The sequence below is a fragment of the Bradyrhizobium campsiandrae genome, from assembly GCF_014529705.1.
In the GTDB taxonomy this organism is placed as follows: domain Bacteria; phylum Pseudomonadota; class Alphaproteobacteria; order Rhizobiales; family Xanthobacteraceae; genus Bradyrhizobium; species Bradyrhizobium campsiandrae.
Genome location: NZ_JAANIH010000031.1, coordinates 39,264 through 53,619, shown reverse-complemented (window position 1 = coordinate 53,619; position 14,356 = coordinate 39,264). Strand labels below are relative to the sequence as shown.

The 14,356-nt window shown below is 65.9% G+C and carries 13 protein-coding genes; 6 read left to right on the top strand and 7 right to left on the bottom strand.

The genetic code is table 11. From position 1 onward, the window contains the following. Window positions 1-5: 5 nt before the first annotated feature. The 6 genes from G8O24_RS22820 to G8O24_RS22795 form a co-directional block, all read right to left on the bottom strand. The gene (locus G8O24_RS22820; protein ID WP_188103227.1) at window positions 6-1,187 is read right to left on the bottom strand and encodes a VWA domain-containing protein; all 1,182 of its coding nucleotides are present in this window, start codon (window positions 1,185-1,187) and stop codon (window positions 6-8) included. Next, window positions 1,184-3,409: a DUF5682 family protein gene (locus tag G8O24_RS22815; RefSeq protein WP_188103226.1), complete on the bottom strand. Its 2,226-nt coding sequence runs from the start codon at window positions 3,407-3,409 to the stop codon at window positions 1,184-1,186. The genes G8O24_RS22820 and G8O24_RS22815 overlap by 4 nt, the downstream gene beginning before the upstream one ends. Window positions 3,410-3,413: 4 nt before the next feature. Next, window positions 3,414-4,490: an ATP-binding protein gene (locus tag G8O24_RS22810; protein ID WP_188103224.1), complete on the bottom strand. Its 1,077-nt coding sequence runs from the start codon at window positions 4,488-4,490 to the stop codon at window positions 3,414-3,416. Beyond that, a complete protein-coding gene (locus G8O24_RS22805; RefSeq protein WP_311972230.1) occupies window positions 4,487-5,737 on the bottom strand; it encodes a DUF5691 domain-containing protein in 1,251 nt (416 codons plus the stop codon). Before G8O24_RS22805 ends, G8O24_RS22810 begins: the two co-directional genes overlap by 4 nt. Window positions 5,738-5,909: 172 nt before the next feature. Then, window positions 5,910-7,298 (bottom strand): SWIM zinc finger family protein, encoded by a 1,389-nt coding sequence (locus tag G8O24_RS22800; protein WP_188103221.1) that lies wholly within the window; start codon window positions 7,296-7,298, stop codon window positions 5,910-5,912. A 98-nt stretch (window positions 7,299-7,396) separates the two neighbouring features. Next, complete coding sequence (locus G8O24_RS22795) at window positions 7,397-7,756, bottom strand: MmcQ/YjbR family DNA-binding protein (protein WP_188103299.1); 360 nt, start codon at window positions 7,754-7,756, stop codon at window positions 7,397-7,399. 69 nt (window positions 7,757-7,825) lie between these two features. On the opposite strand from G8O24_RS22795, the gene G8O24_RS22790 reads away from it, so the two are divergent. The 5 genes from G8O24_RS22790 (at window position 7,826) to G8O24_RS22770 (ending at window position 12,318) form a co-directional block, all read left to right on the top strand. Beyond that, entirely contained in the window at window positions 7,826-8,377 is a 552-nt protein-coding gene (locus G8O24_RS22790; RefSeq protein WP_188103220.1) for a carboxymuconolactone decarboxylase family protein, read from the top strand. A gap of 107 nt (window positions 8,378-8,484) precedes the next feature. After that, window positions 8,485-9,111, top strand: coding sequence for a PadR family transcriptional regulator (locus tag G8O24_RS22785; protein WP_188103219.1), 627 nt, complete (start codon window positions 8,485-8,487; stop codon window positions 9,109-9,111). Window positions 9,112-9,544: 433 nt separating this feature from the next. Then, window positions 9,545-11,209, top strand: a complete 1,665-nt coding sequence (locus G8O24_RS22780; RefSeq protein WP_188103217.1) for an acetolactate synthase large subunit — start codon at window positions 9,545-9,547, stop codon at window positions 11,207-11,209. Between the two features lie 64 nt (window positions 11,210-11,273). Further along, window positions 11,274-11,621 carry a Lin0512 family protein gene (locus G8O24_RS22775; protein WP_188103216.1) on the top strand — a complete coding sequence of 116 codons (348 nt, stop codon included), beginning with the start codon at window positions 11,274-11,276 and terminating at the stop codon, window positions 11,619-11,621. A 4-nt stretch (window positions 11,622-11,625) separates the two neighbouring features. Further along, window positions 11,626-12,318, top strand: coding sequence for a GNAT family N-acetyltransferase (locus G8O24_RS22770; RefSeq protein ID WP_188103214.1), 693 nt, complete (start codon window positions 11,626-11,628; stop codon window positions 12,316-12,318). A gap of 30 nt (window positions 12,319-12,348) precedes the next feature. On the opposite strand, the gene G8O24_RS22765 is transcribed toward G8O24_RS22770, so the two are convergent. Beyond that, on the bottom strand, window positions 12,349-12,909 hold the full coding sequence (locus tag G8O24_RS22765) for a hypothetical protein (RefSeq protein WP_188103212.1): 561 nt from the start codon (window positions 12,907-12,909) through the stop codon (window positions 12,349-12,351). A gap of 247 nt (window positions 12,910-13,156) precedes the next feature. Between G8O24_RS22765 and G8O24_RS22760 the strand changes: the two genes are divergently transcribed. Next, entirely contained in the window at window positions 13,157-14,341 is a 1,185-nt protein-coding gene (locus G8O24_RS22760) for a serine hydrolase domain-containing protein (protein WP_188103211.1), read from the top strand. Window positions 14,342-14,356 lie beyond the last annotated feature (15 nt).

Below are 14,356 nucleotides of genomic sequence, written 5' to 3'. Positions count from 1 at the left end.
AGCATTCACCCTTCGGGCCGGATCAGCTTGATGTCCTGGTCGGCCGCCCAATCGGCGACATCTTCGCGCTTCAGCGCGGTTGCCATCAGATCGGGAAACTGATCCGGCGTGCAGGCAAAGACCGGGATGCCGAGGCTGGCAACCCGCCCGGATAGCACCGGATCGTAGGACGGGCGGCCGGTGTCGGTCAGCGCCAGCAGCACGATGACGTTAATCCCGCGCGTCGCAAGCCGGGCCAGCCGGTCGACCAGCACATCCGCATTGCCGCCCTCATAGAGATCGGTGATCAGGATCAGATGCGCCTTGGAGGGGCGCTCGATACGCTCCTCGCAATAGGCGACCGCGCTGTTGATGTCGGTGCCACCGCCAAGCTGGACGCCGAACAGCACCTCGACGGGATCGGCGAGTTCCTCGGTCAGATCGACAATCGCGGTGTCGAAGCAGACGAGCTTGGTCGCGACAACAGGCAGCGAGGCCATCACCGCCGCGAAGATCGAGGCGTAGACGACGGAGGTCGCCATCGACCCCGACTGGTCGACGCACAAAATGACCTCATCGAGATCGACGATCCGTCGCTGCCGGCGCAGGAAGCCGATCAGCCGTTCCGGCACCACCGTGCGGTGTTCTGCCTGATAATGGCGCAGATTGGCCTTGATGGTGCGCGGCCAGTCGATGTCGGCAAAGCGCGGGCGATTGGTCCGCAGCGAGCGATTCAGCGCTCCGCGAACCGCGTCCGCCGTGCGCCGCTCCAGCCGCTCCATCAGCTCGGCCACCACCTTGGCGATCACGATCCGCGCGGTGTCCTTGGTCTTCTCCGGCATCACACCGCGCAGCGCGACGAGGTCGGCGATCAGGTTCACGTCGGCTTCGACGGTTGCGAGGAATTCCGGCTCGAGCAGCATCTGGCGCAGCCCCTTGCGTTCGAACGCGTCCTTCTGGATCACCTGCACGACGGGCGCGGGAAAGAACTCCCTGATATCGCCAAGCCATTTCGCGACCCGGGGTGCCGAGCCGCCGAGACCGCCGCGGCCCTTCTTCGGCGCGTCGTCCCCGTTGCCGTAGAGCGCCGTCAGGGCCTCGGACATGCGGCGGTCGCCGTCGGAGAGCGTGGTTGCGCTTCCGGGATCCTCTGTGTCAATGCCGAGGGCCAGCGTCCAGCGGCGGTTGCGCTCGTCGATCTCGCTCATCGGGGGGCTCCGGCCTTGAGCAGCGCGATCACGCGCGCCTCGTGCTGTGGCCAGATTGCATCGGCCCCTGCGATCAGCCGATATCCCTTTGCGCCACCGGCGTTCCGCGCAAACAACGCGTCCATCAGCCGTCTGCGCTCGTTGCGATCCAGCGCCGAGAAAACCCGGCGGAACAGCGGCAGGCTGGCGGTAAAGGCCTCGTCGTCGAGGGACAGCAGCCAGCCATCCACCGCGCCGCGCAAGGCCGCGTCGTGGATCAGCCGCTGGCCCGCGCCCTCGAAGAAGCCTTCGAAGAAGCCAGCCGCTTCGGCAATAGGCGTGCCCGGTGACAGCATCCGCGCCAGCAGATCGGCGGTGTGATCGGCCGCCAGCAGCTCCGCCTCGTACAATAATCGCGCCGCGGTGCCGGAGATCAGCCGGGTGGCTTGCGCATCGTGTAGCAGCGCCGTCAGTGCTTCGCGCCATCTGGCGACGATGTCGGCGTTGAGCTGCGCCAGCTGGATCGCGCCATCGGCCGCGAGGATCGTGCCGCGCAGCCTAGCTGCTGCCGGGACGTCCAGATTGCGCGCGGCGTAGGGCAGGGCAAGCGCCGCCTGCACCACGATCCGCGGCATCAGGGCCGCGAGATGCTCGACGGTGCCGGCGCGTGCCTCGCCATAGCGCAGGATGTCGGCCATCGGCGGCAGCGCGTCGAGCAGCGATTGGCCGTCGCTGGTGAGGGCTGCCTTGGCTTCGAGCGCCGCGATGCCGGATTCGGTGGCGCGCGGCAGATCGGCGATCATGGCGCTGCGCACGAGGCTCGCGAGCGCGCCGAGTTCCGCCTCTTTGCCCATCGCTTCGATCAGGCGGCCGGCAGCGGCTTCCGCGATGGTCGAGCCATAGAGCAGATTCTCGACCAGCCGCACCGCGAATTCCGGCTCCCAGCGCAATTGCCAGTTCTCGCGGAACGTGCCGCGGCTGCGGCCCGCGTTGGTCAGCTGTCCCCAGGGCACGTCGAGCGCGTTGAGCCGGTGCAGCAGCGTCGAACGCATCAGCCCGCTTTCACTGCGCAAGTCGAGCGTCAGCGGTCGTTCGAGCGCCTCGGGCTTCAGCCGCGCTTGCTTCTGCTGGCGCTGGAGATCCTCCAGCAGCGGCGCCAGCGGTGTCGCCGATGGAATCGAGCCGACACCGGCGCCGACCAGAAGCTCGGCAGCGATGTCGTTCCACATCGCGCGCTCGCCATTGCACAAGCAGGCGATCGCCGCCTCGCGCAGTTCCTCGAAGCCGGGCGAGGGCCGCTCGCGCAGGGCTGCGAGCGCAATGCCAAGTCGCTGCGCTTCGATGACCGAGGCGGTCGAGACGAAATGGCCGCGATCGCGCAGGACACGGGTCACCTTGGCGAGCCAGAGCGAGGCGCGGTCGCCGTCGCGCGTCTCCCAGAGATGCGCGCACCAGCCGGGCGCGACCACGCCCGCGCCATAGCCGCTTGCGCGCGACAGGCGCGGTGCGGTCCATGGCGCCCAGGTGGCCTTGATCTTCGTCTTCGGCCGGCCCTGGAGCAATTCACGGTCGGCCGCGAGGCTGCGACGCTCGATCAGCGCGGGCGCATGCCAGGCACCGCAGACGACCGCGACGGCACCGTCGCACTCCTTTGCCGCCTTTGCGATCTCGATCCGCATATGCGCCTCGCGCGCGGCCTCGCGAGCCGACAGCGGCTTTTCGTCCGCGCGCAGCGCCGTCATCGCATCTGTGACGGCCGCGAACACAGGACCAGTCGCAGGATTTTCCTCGATGACATCGGACCACCAGGATTCGCCGTCGTCATATCCGGCTGCCGTCGCGAGCGCGCCGATCGGATCACGGCTGACCGGATCCTCCTGCGATCTCGCGGCAATTTCCTCGGCGATGTCGCCGGCCGAGCTGCCCAGCCGGTCCGAAGCGGGCAGGTCGATGAAGCGCAATGCTGCACCGTGACGCACGGCCCAGCAGGCAGCTTGGTATTCGGGCGAATAGTCGGCAAAGGGAAAGAAGCTGGCGTTGGCCGGATTGTCCTCGGCATAAGTGAGCAGCGCCACCGGCGTCACCATATCGGGATCGGCGAGCATCGGCAGCAGGTCGGAGGCATCAGCGGGGCCTTCGATCAGCACCGCGACCGGCCGGAGCGCATCGAGCGCCTCCACCAGCCGCCGCGCCGATCCCGGCCCGTGATGCCGGATGCCGAACAGGTGAACCTCGCCGGCCATGGCGTCAGATCAGATCGGTCAGCGAGGCGTAGTAGCCTTCGAAGCCGCGCTTCTTCTTCAACACGGTCTCGAGATATTCGCCGAGCACGGCGGTGTCCTGCACCGGATCCTTGACCACCGCGCCGATCATGTTGCTGGCGAGCGTCTCTGGCGTCAACTTGCCGTCATTGAAGAAGGTTGCCTGGCTGATGCCGCCGACCATCACCGCGATCGCCTCGGCGGTCGAGAGTCCGCCCGACGGCGATTTCAGTGCGACTTTGCCGTCCTCGGTCGCGCCCGAGCGCAATTCGCGGAAGATCGCGACGACGCGCGCCACTTCGTCGGCGACGTTCTTCGGTGCCGGCAGATCGAGGTTCTGCGCCATCTCGCTGACGCGCTTGACGACGATCGAGACTTCTTCCTCGGCGCTGTCGGGCAACGGCAGCACGACGACATTGAAGCGGCGCTTGAGCGCGGAGGACAGCTCGTTGACGCCCTTGTCGCGATTGTTGGCGGTCGCGATGATGTTGAAGCCGCGCTGCGCATAGACGGCGGTGTTCAGCTCAGGGATCGGCATCATCTTCTCGGACAGCACCGTGATCAGCGTATCCTGCACGTCACTGCCCATGCGTGTCAGCTCCTCGAAGCGGCAGAGCTTGCCGTCTTCCATCGCGCGCATCAGCGGGGTCGGCACCAGCGCTTCGCGGCTGGGCCCGTGGGCGAGCAGCTGGGCATAATTCCAGCCGTAGCGGATCTGGTTCTCATCGGTCCCGGCAGTGCACTGGATCACCAGGGTGGAATCGCCGGTAATGCCGGCGGCAAGGTGCTCGGAGACCCACGATTTGGCGGTGCCGGGCACGCCGAGCAGCAGGAGCGCGCGATCGGTCGCAAGCGTCGCGACGGCGGTCTCGATCAACCTGATGTCGCCGACATATTTAGGCGTGATCGAGGTGCCGTCGGCCGCCTTGCCGCCCATCAGATAGGTCACGACCTGGCGCGGCGAGAGCGCCCAGCCCGGCGGGCGACGCCCTTCGCCCGCGGCGAGCGCCTTCAGCTCGGCCGCAAAGCTGTCCTCGGCCGGCAACCGCAGTTTCTCGCTCATGGCGTCTCTCCTTGATCGTCCAACGCGGCGTTGAGCCGCAGCATGTCGAGGCGCGGGTCGCCTAGCAGCAGGCCCGCCGCGGTCAGGCGCTGTAAGGTCTGTTGGGCTGCAGTTCGCGAGGCGAGCAGACCCAGCGCACGAAATTCCGCGATATGATCGGATGGCTTGGCGTCGTCGCGCCGGATCTCGGCCAGCAGCTTTACACCGGCCGGCGTCGAGAGCGGATCGTCCAGGCGTCCCGCAACGCCGGCGATCATCTGAGCCATCTCGAAGCCAATGCCGCGCGCACGCAAGGCCGCCGCGGCGAAACGGGCCCGCTCGGCGTTTGCAAGGCGCGGCGCGAGCGCCACGATGAGGCCGGTCGCATCGTGCTCGCTGACGATGTTGGCGGCCTGCGCAAGCTGCGCGTCGGTGCCGGTCTCCACGATCAGCCCGACCAACCCCGCGTCGGCCGCCGGATCCACGTTCCAGTCCCAGGCGGCGATCAGATCCTGCGGGGCGAGGCCGAGCGCGCCTGCGAACGACGTCAGGTCCGTACCATCCAGCAGAGTCTTCCGTCGTTGCCACTGGGCCGGCGTCTTGGGAGTTTGAAAGTCGATCACGCGCGAGCGACGCAGCAGCCCCTTTGTCTTCACCGCGAAGAAGCCGGCGAGCTCCGCGATATCCTCCCCCGCGGCGGGGCCATGGCCGAGACGGGCGAGCATGGATGTTGCGAGCGCCTTGATCTTCGGCGCGCGATCGTTCGCCACGAGGCCTTCGAGAAATGCAACGTCGTCGCCGGACAAGCGCTCCGACAGCAGAGACACGAGGCGCAGCCGCGCCTCGGCATTTTCGTTGCCGAGTTTTGCTTCGAGCAGCGCGCGCGCCGCTGACGGATCGCGCCGCCGCAGGCCGATCAATGCGGCCTTGCGCGCTGCCGGCCAGAAGTCTTCCCAATTTTCCGCTGTGAGCTGGTCGCCCGTCCGTCGCCGGGTCACCGCGCCGGCGACGGCGAATGCACTCCAGTCGCGCCACGCGGCGTAGACATCGGGGGCGTCTTCGTCATTCGCATCGGGCATCCAGTCGGCCGGATGTGTTGTCCAGCCGCGTGCTGCGAGGAAGTGGACGAGCTCCTTTCTGGGCGCTGCGTCCTTGCTCGCGGCCAGGATCCGACGCAGCAACGGTCGCAACGGCTCCGATACGGTCGGCAGCGCGAGCATGGGAATATCGGGCAGCACGCGTAGCGCGGACGGCGCCTCGGCCGTCACGGTTGCGCCGAGAAATTGCCCGGAGAGAGCGAGCATTCGCAATTCGGCCTCGACGGGATCGTCGCCAAGCTCGGTGCGCCAAAACGAGGCGGCGGAGGCCGCGCTCGAGCCCACGGTCCATCGCGTCACGACCGCGCCGATGGATCCGAAGATCTCTGCGGCCTTTACGGCTTCAGTCATGGCCGCCGATCCGTCCCCAGGAGGATTGTGCAGCGAGGATCGTGAGCCGGCTGCCTGACCAGATCGCGGCCGTGCGCGTCAGCTCGGTGCCGGCCAGTAATCCATCGGCGTTGCCTGCAACGGGCAGCGTCGTCGTGCCGTCGGCAGCTCGCCACCAGGCGCCTCCGGAATCGTCGCGCGCGATCCGCCCTTGCGGGAGCAGCAGGGGAATCTCGATCATCCACGGTTCTGTGAGCAGAGGACGTGTCAACGCGTCGTTGAGCGTCGCATCGGGTGCAGGCCATTCGGGCGTCAGCGTGTCGTCCGCGGCCTCGCGCCGGACCAGCAGGGCGCGGAGCGGCTGCTGCGACGGATAGAAGACCAGTTCGCCGTGGAAGCGTTCGCCGGGCGTGAACACCGAGCCGCGCCGTCCGGCGCTCGCCGGAAAGAAGTCGAGCAGCATGGCGAAGCGCGGGCCGCTCGCGGCGAGATTGAGCAGCCAAGTGGTTTGCGAGACCAGACCATCGCGGCGCGTCTCAACCCGCTCGGCGAGCACCTCCCAGTGCCCGCTCACGCGCGGCGCTTGTGAATTGGCCAGCACCGTCTCGCGGGTCTCCGCGGCCACGACGGCGCGCCTGATCTCGGCGCCACGCGGCGTAGCGCGAAAAGCGCGCGCAAGCAGCACGAGCTTGCCGAGTTCGACGACCGCGCCGCGCGGACGGTCGCCGGCGGCGAGCGCGAGCAGGCGGGATGGCAGCTCATCGATCCGGCCGGCCAGCACCGCGGCCTTGCCATCGACCAGTCGCGCCGCAATGCGCCGGCATCGCGCCGTCGCATCGTCGATGAAGCCTGACAATCCCAGGCGGAGCTGGTCGCCGATCCATTGCTCGAGCGCATCCAGTGCATCAAGGATGGCGCGCTCGGTCTCTTCGTTTCGTTTCGCCGCCTGCGCTTCGCGGCGCGCGACGTCCTTCGGATCCTGGGTGGCTTCGGGCTCGAGGGTGCGTGCGGTGCGCAGATCCTTCTCACCGGCCGGGGTGACGGTGTTTGCCGGCTTTGCGGCTGAAGTGCCGCGCCTGCGCCCCAGCCAGTCGCTGACCCAGTCCGGCGTGTCGGCGGGCGCGAACGGCACGATCGCCTCTGCGTTCAGCCACAACAGGCCGAGCACGTGCTTGCACGGGAATTTGCGCGACGGGCAGGTGCACTTGTTGCCGAGGTCGCGGAGGTCAGCCATCACCCGGTACGGATTGGCGCCGGAGCCCGCGCATTCGCCCCAGATCAGCGCGCCGTCCGGACTGCCGCCGACGCCGGACCATTTCGCCGGCTTGGCGAGACCGGCGGCCGCCTTGAGCGAGGATTGATCGGTAGCGAGTTGCTCAACCGCTTTCAGATCAATCGCCACGCCGATGCCCTAAGCCGAATCCGGAAGACACAGTATATCGAGCGAGGATGAAAGCTCAATGTCACCGCGAAGGGGTGGCCGGCTGCACGCGGTGATCGCTATCGCGGCGCGCCCTCGGCAAGCCCGAGCTCCTTGCGGACCTTGCGCGTCAGCTTTGCCACGATCAAGGCATGGGCTTGGACGAGATAGGCCGCAAGCTCCGCATCCGGCAGCGCGTTGTTGTTCACGAGCTGCACCCATTTGGCCCGCGCCAGATAAGGCGCCGGCCGCGCGAGGCCGTGCTCGATCAGCATCGCATAGGCCATGTCGGCGGTCTTGAACATGTAGCTCGACGTGAATCCGCCGCTCAGCGCGAACATCTTGCCGCCGACCTTGAACACGGAGGTGCCCTCCCACTGCACCACCTTGGTGGCGGCGGGCAGGCCCAGGCAGCGTGTCTCGAAGGTCCCGGGAGTCATGCGATTGCGACAGCGGACATCGGCGCGCCTTTGTGGCAGCATGGACGCTCCAACCGAGGATGGAATGCCATGTCGCGCGTGTCGATCAAGACCAGGGACGATCTTCCGGAAGCACTGCGCCCGCTGTGGGTCAAGATGACGACCTATGGTGCGTTCGAGAACCAGGCCGGTGTGATGGCGCATCGCGCGCCGATCTTCAAGCACATGTGGTCGCTGCTGGTCGATCTCGCCAGCGACGGCATGATCTCGAAGCGCCATCTGGAGCTGGCGCTGGTCACCGTCTCGCTGCTCAACAAATGCGACTACTGCGTTTCCCACCACGCCCCAAAACTCGCGGTGCAGGGCGTGTCCGAGGAGGGGGCCGCGCAGCTTCTCGATTACAAGGATCATCCCGAACTCGATGAGCTCGACAAGCTCGTCGTCGAATACTCGATCGCTGTCACCAACAACTGGAACAGGACACGCGACGAGATCTTCACACGCCTGCGCGCCCATTTCTCCGAAGCCCAGATCGTCGAGCTGACCTGGCGCATTGCGTTGTGCGGCGCCTTCAACCGGTTCAACGACATCCTCCAGCTCGAGGTCGAGCCGGGCGTCTCCCATAGCGAGGCCGCCGAGTAGCGCGCCGCTCGCCGCTCCCCAGCCGCGATGGATCACGGATCCGTGATTTGCGTCGGCATTATCGGAAATTATATCGTAAGATATATTTTGAGAAGGAGACGTACGAGATGTTCGGCAAACACCGAGACCACAGGGACTTCCATTTCGGGCATTTCGCTCATTTCGCCACGGGCCGGCACGGCGGCCGGCATCGCTTCGGCCGCGGCGGCCACGGCTTCTTCGGGCGCGGCGGCGACGAGTTTCCCGGCGCGCGGCGGCTGTCCTCGCAGGACCTCCAGCTCGTGATCCTGGCGCTGCTCGCCGACAAGCCCGCGCATGGCTACGAGCTGATCAAGATCATCGAGGAGCGTTCGGAAGGATTCTATACGCCGAGCCCTGGCGTGATCTATCCGGCGCTGACCTATCTCGAAGAGGTCGGCCATGCGAGCGTCGCGCAGGATGGCGGCCGCAAGCTCTACAGCATCACGCCGCAAGGCGAAGCTTACCTTGCCGAGCAGCGCGGCACCGCAGACGCAATTCTACAGGCGCTGTCTCGGATCGGCCGCCGCATGGACGAGGTCCGCGAGGCTTTCGCCGGCGTCAGCGATCTCGATGCCGATGCCTCCGACGACCTGCACCGCGCCCGCCACAATCTCAAGCGCGCGCTGCGCAGCAAGCACGGCAGCGACTCCGCCGAGGCGCGTCGCATCGCCGCGATTCTGGATCGCGCCGCTGCGGAAATCCTCGGCAAATGATATCGGAACGGCGGGCCACGATCCTTGCGTGGCCCGTCGGCGAAACACGCCATTCGTTGGTCCAGACCAGCCGCCAAAATATTCCGCGTTGCCGAAATTCGGAAATATCGTATGGATTGCGCGACCGGCCCAAGGAAGATGAGGGTGAGACGTTGAAGCAAGACTCGGGCGAACAAGCCGCGAGGATGCTAAGACGTGTCTGCGATAGAGATGCGAACGAATGCAGCGACGCTGCCACTGCATACTCCGTCATTGCGAGCGCAGCGAAGCAATCCAGAATGTTTCCGCGGAAACAGTCTGGATCGCTTCGCTGCGCTCGCAATGACGTCGAGGGTGTAGCGGTGCGCCTCTTTGTGAGTTGTGCATCCCGCTCAGGTGGCTACCATGCCCACGCTCCCGAAGCACCGGGAACCAGCAGCAAGCGGGAGGCGACATGAGTGCGCAGGAACGGAAAGTCAAGGGATCGGACCTGTTCGTCGCGGCGCTCGAGAACGAGGGCGTCGACCGCATCTTTGGCGTGCCGGGCGAAGAGAATCTCGATCTCGTCGAATCGCTGCGTACCTCCAAGATCCAGCTGGTGCTGACCCGCCACGAGCAGGCTGCCGCGTTCATGGCGGCGACCCATGGCCGCTTGACCGGCAAGCCTGGCGTCTGCCTTTCCACCCTTGGCCCCGGCGCGCTCAATCTCTCCACCGGTGCGGCCTATGCGCATCTCGGCGCGATGCCGATGATCCTCATCACCGGGCAGAAACCGATCATGAGCAGCCGGCAGGCGCGCTTCCAGATCGTGGACGTAGTCGCGACCATGAAGCCGCTGACGAAGCTGTCGCGGCAGATCGTCAGCGCCTCCTCGATTCCGACCGTGGTGCGCGATGCATTCCGCGTGGCGACGGAGGAGCGACCCGGTCCGGTGCATCTGGAACTGCCCGAGGACATTGCGGGCGACGAGGTGTCTGTCGTCCCCGTGATCCCCATTCATCCGATCGAAATCCCCGTTGCTCACCGCGCCGCGCTCGATCGTGCCGCCGAGATGATTTCGGCGGCAAAGCGTCCGCTGGTGATGATGGGCGCGGCAACCAGCCGGCCGCGCTCGACCCACGGCATCGCGAGCTTCGTGCGGCGCACCGGCATCCCGTTCTTCACGACGCAAATGGGCAAGGGCACCGTGCCCGGCGGCACCAATCTCTATATGGGCACCGCGGCGCTGTCCGAGCGCGACTACGTCCACGATGCCATCGACGCTGCCGACCTGATCGTCGCGATCGGACACGACCCGATCGAGAAGCCGCCCTTCATCATGGGGCCGTCGGGGCCGAAGGTAATTCACGTCAGCTACACCTCGGCGAGCGTCGAGCTGGTTTATTTTCCGGACGCCGAGGTCGTCGGCGACGTCGGCCCGAGCCTGGAGCTCCTGGCCGATCGGCTCGAAGGCAAGCTGCCGCAGGCGGCGGCGCTGTTGCCCTTGCGGGAAGGAATACTCAGCCACATCGCCGACCGCGCCACGGAGACGCGTTGGCCGCCGACACCGCAGCGCATCGTGCACGACATCCGCCAGGTCATCCCCGAGAACGGCATCGTCGCGCTCGACAACGGCATGTACAAGATCTGGTTCGCACGCAACTACCGCACCCGCGTCGCCAATACGCTGCTGCTCGACAATGCGCTGGCGACGATGGGCGCCGGCCTGCCATCGGCGATGATGGCCGCGATGCTCTATCCCGATCGCCGCGTGCTCGCGGTCGCCGGCGACGGCGGCTTCATGATGAACAGCCAGGAGATGGAGACTGCCGTTCGCCTCAAGCTCAATCTCGTCGTACTGGTGCTGGAGGATCATGCCTATGGCATGATCCGCTGGAAGCAGGCGGTCGATCAGTTCGCCGATTACGGCATGACCTTCGGCAATCCCGACTTCGCGCTCTATGCCAAGGCTTACGGCGCCAAGGGGCACCGCATCGAGAACATCGACAGCTTCGGCCCGACACTGGACGCCGCCTTCAGGGAGGGCGGGGTGCATCTGGTCTCGATCCCGATCGACTATTCGGAGAACGTGCGGGTGCTGGTCGACGAGCTGCGCGCGCATGAGAAGGCGAAGGCGTGATCGCACTTGTTTCGCGAGCCGCGATCGCCGACATTCAGCATCCAATCAACCACGGGAATATGAAATGACTCGCGTTCGTTGTGTGACCGAGATGGGCATGGGCGTCGACGTTCATGGCCGGGACGCCACCAAGGCGGCGAAGCGCGCGGTGTCGGATGCGATCAGGCATTCGAGCCTCGGCTTCTTCAGGATGATCGACAAGACCGCGAACGACATGTTTGTCGATGTCACCATCGGCGTGCCCAACCCGGAGGCCGTCGACAAGGAGGCGGTTGCCAGGGAGCTGCCTTACGGCACCGTGACCGTCACCGCGGTCAAGGGCGGGCTGGAGATTCCCTCGGCCACGGAAGTAGCCAACGACCCCATCCTCATCGCCAACGCGGCCGTCATTGTCAGCTTCGACAAGGATTGAGCCGGTGTCGGACAGCGATGAGCGGCTGCTGGATCGCCCGATCTGGAGCGCGCTGACGACGAGCCACAAGCATCTGGCCGAAGGCGGCCCGCGGGCACTGCGCTATCCCGCGGACATGACGCCGTTTGCCGACATGGTCGACATGTCCGCGGCAAGCTTTGCGGCGCTCGGTGATTTGCTGGGGCCCTCGCAGGTCGCGGCGCTGTTCACGCCGGAACCGGTGGACGTCCCCGCCGGCTTCAAGGTCGTGCTGTCGGAGACCGGCGAGCAGATGATCGGCTCCCCCGCGGACAGCCCGTTGCGCGATGCCGAGATCGTCACGCTCGGCAAGGCCGACGTATCAGCGATGATGGCGCTGACGACGCTGACCAAGCCCGGGCCGTTCGCTGCGCGGACGCATGAGCTCGGCACGTTCCTCGGTATCCGCGCCGGCGGTGAGCTGGTCGCGATGACGGGCGAGCGGATGAAGCCGGGCAAGTTCGTCGAGATGACGGCGGTCTGCGTCCATCCTGACTATCGCGGACGCGGCTACGCGCAAGCGTTGCTCGCAGCCGTCGCGCGCAACATCGAGGCGCGCGGCGAAATTTCGTTTCTGCACGTGTTTTCGCACAACACATCCGCCATTGCGCTCTACCAGCGCCAGGGCATGCGCATCCGTCGTCGCCTGCACGTCACGGTGTTGATGAAGCAGGAGTGACAGCCGGCGGGGTGCGCCGGGCTGTCGGTCTCAGGTCTTGTAGTCGACGAGCAGCGCACTGGATGCGTTGGACGACGCCGAGTTGCCGCTGGAGCTGTAGGAGGTCGACTGACTGGTCGCGTTCTGAAGCAGCGAGATCAGCTCCTTCATCAGCTCCGCAGTGCTGGCCGACGACGAGCTCGCCGAGGAATCGGACGACGAAGTCGAGTCCGTGCTGGTCGTACCCGACGAACCGCTGCTGCCGTCCGACGGCGGGGGCGGACCGCCGGTGCCATTGGCGCTGCCGGAGAAAGTGTTGGCAAACACGTTCTTCAGCTCGCTTGCCTGATCGCTGGTCAGCTTGCCGTTCGAGACCTCGTTCTGGATGATATCGTCGATCTTGGACTGCATCTCGTCAGCCGAGGGCGGCGTCGAGGAGCTTGCGCTGGATGCGCCGCTCTTCATCGCCGAATCGATGTCGTCGAGCGCCGACGATAGCGCGGATTCATCGCTCGACGAGATGGTCCCTGCCGAGACTTCCTTGGTGAGCTCGCTCTTGAGGCGGTCAAGGGGAGAGTAGGAATTGGCGGTCGTTGCAGAGATCGAGGTCATTGCCGGTCACTCCTGGTGAGCATGAAAATACGCTGAACTTGGCCATGAGGCTAAAGGTCGCGCGCTTAACGAGGTCTTGCTGCAGGGATTTCTGGCGTTTTCGTTGTGTTGCTCGGGCGGGTACGAACATGCGGCGAAACAAAAAGGCGGGCGTGACCAGCGTCGTCCACGCCTCATGCGAATGGGCTTCCCCGCGGCCGATTCGTTGCTATATCCATCGCGAACCAATTCAGGGTGGAGCGCATTTATGGACACCAGAACGTCAGATTTTTCCGCCGCGCGGACGGCGATGCAGCGCTATGTCGATCAGGAGATCATCCCTGGCGTGTCCTGGGCGGTGCTGCGCGGACGCGAAGTGGTCGATCAGCAATGCGTCGGCTTTGCCGACCGCGAGGCGAAGACGGCGCTCCGGCCGGACCATATTTTCCGCGCGTTCTCCAACACCAAGATCTTCGTCACCTCCGCGATCATGTTGCTGGTCGAGGAGAGCCGCATCGGCCTCGATGACCCCATCGAAAAAGTCCTGCCGCAACTCGGCAATCGCAAGGTGTTGAAGCAGGGCGCCTCGAGCCTTGCCGATGTCGAGCCGGCGAAAAGCTCCATCACGATCCGCCACCTTCTGACCCACACCTCCGGCCTCAGCTACGGCATCTTCGATCCCGGCTCGGTGCTGTTCAAAGGCTACAACGATGCGCAGGTGCTCAATCCGCTGACGCCGCTGACCGACATGATCGACAAGCTCGCCGATCTGCCGCTGTCCTATCATCCCGGCATGTCCTGGGAGTATTCGGTGGCGACCGACGTGCTCGGCCGCGTGGTGGAGGTGGTGTCGGGCCAGCCGCTCGATGCCTTCCTCAAGGCGCGCATCTTCGATCCGCTCGGCATGACCGATACCGGGTTCTCCGTGCCCGAAGCGCAGCAGGGCAGGCTGGTTGCGCACTATACCGGCGCCGACGTGCTCGATCCGATGAAGCCGGGCCTCACCCGCGCCGACAATCTGCCTTATCCGCAGGCCTATCGGCGGCCGTTCCCGCGGCTGTCGGGCGGCGGCGGTCTGGTCTCGACCCTGCCTGACATGCTCGCCTTGGTTCGTGCACTGGTGCCGGGGCCGGATGCGCTGCTGAAGCCGGAGACGCTGCGGCAGATGATGAAGAACCAGTTGCCTGACGGCCAGACCATCCGCTTCGCCAATCTCGGTCCCATACCCGGAAAGGGGTTTGGGCTCGGCGGCGCCGTGACCTTTGCACCGACGCCGTTCGATCCGCCAAATTCCATCGGCGAATTCCAGTGGGGCGGCCTCGCCGGCACCCATTGGTGGATCTGCCCGCAGGCCAACACCTCGGGCGTCCTGATGGCCCAGCGCCACATGGGCTTCTGGAACCCGTTCTTCTTCGAGTTCAAGCGCCTCGCCTACCAGGCCGTTGCGGGCTGACGACGAAAAAATTTG

What these genes read in the sequence shown, in the direction of transcription:
- G8O24_RS22820 (WP_188103227.1), bottom strand. Translation starts at nt 1,187, where the DNA reads ATGAGCGAGATCGACGAGCGCAACCGCCGCTGGACGCTGGCCCTCGGC.
- G8O24_RS22815 (WP_188103226.1), bottom strand. Translation starts at nt 3,409, where the DNA reads ATGGCCGGCGAGGTTCACCTGTTCGGCATCCGGCATCACGGGCCGGGA.
- G8O24_RS22810 (WP_188103224.1), bottom strand. Translation starts at nt 4,490, where the DNA reads ATGAGCGAGAAACTGCGGTTGCCGGCCGAGGACAGCTTTGCGGCCGAG.
- G8O24_RS22795 (WP_188103299.1), bottom strand. Translation starts at nt 7,756, where the DNA reads ATGACTCCCGGGACCTTCGAGACACGCTGCCTGGGCCTGCCCGCCGCC.
- G8O24_RS22790 (WP_188103220.1), top strand. Translation starts at nt 7,826, where the DNA reads ATGTCGCGCGTGTCGATCAAGACCAGGGACGATCTTCCGGAAGCACTG.
- G8O24_RS22785 (WP_188103219.1), top strand. Translation starts at nt 8,485, where the DNA reads ATGTTCGGCAAACACCGAGACCACAGGGACTTCCATTTCGGGCATTTC.
- G8O24_RS22780 (WP_188103217.1), top strand. Translation starts at nt 9,545, where the DNA reads ATGAGTGCGCAGGAACGGAAAGTCAAGGGATCGGACCTGTTCGTCGCG.
- G8O24_RS22775 (WP_188103216.1), top strand. Translation starts at nt 11,274, where the DNA reads ATGACTCGCGTTCGTTGTGTGACCGAGATGGGCATGGGCGTCGACGTT.
- G8O24_RS22765 (WP_188103212.1), bottom strand. Translation starts at nt 12,909, where the DNA reads ATGACCTCGATCTCTGCAACGACCGCCAATTCCTACTCTCCCCTTGAC.
- G8O24_RS22760 (WP_188103211.1), top strand. Translation starts at nt 13,157, where the DNA reads ATGGACACCAGAACGTCAGATTTTTCCGCCGCGCGGACGGCGATGCAG.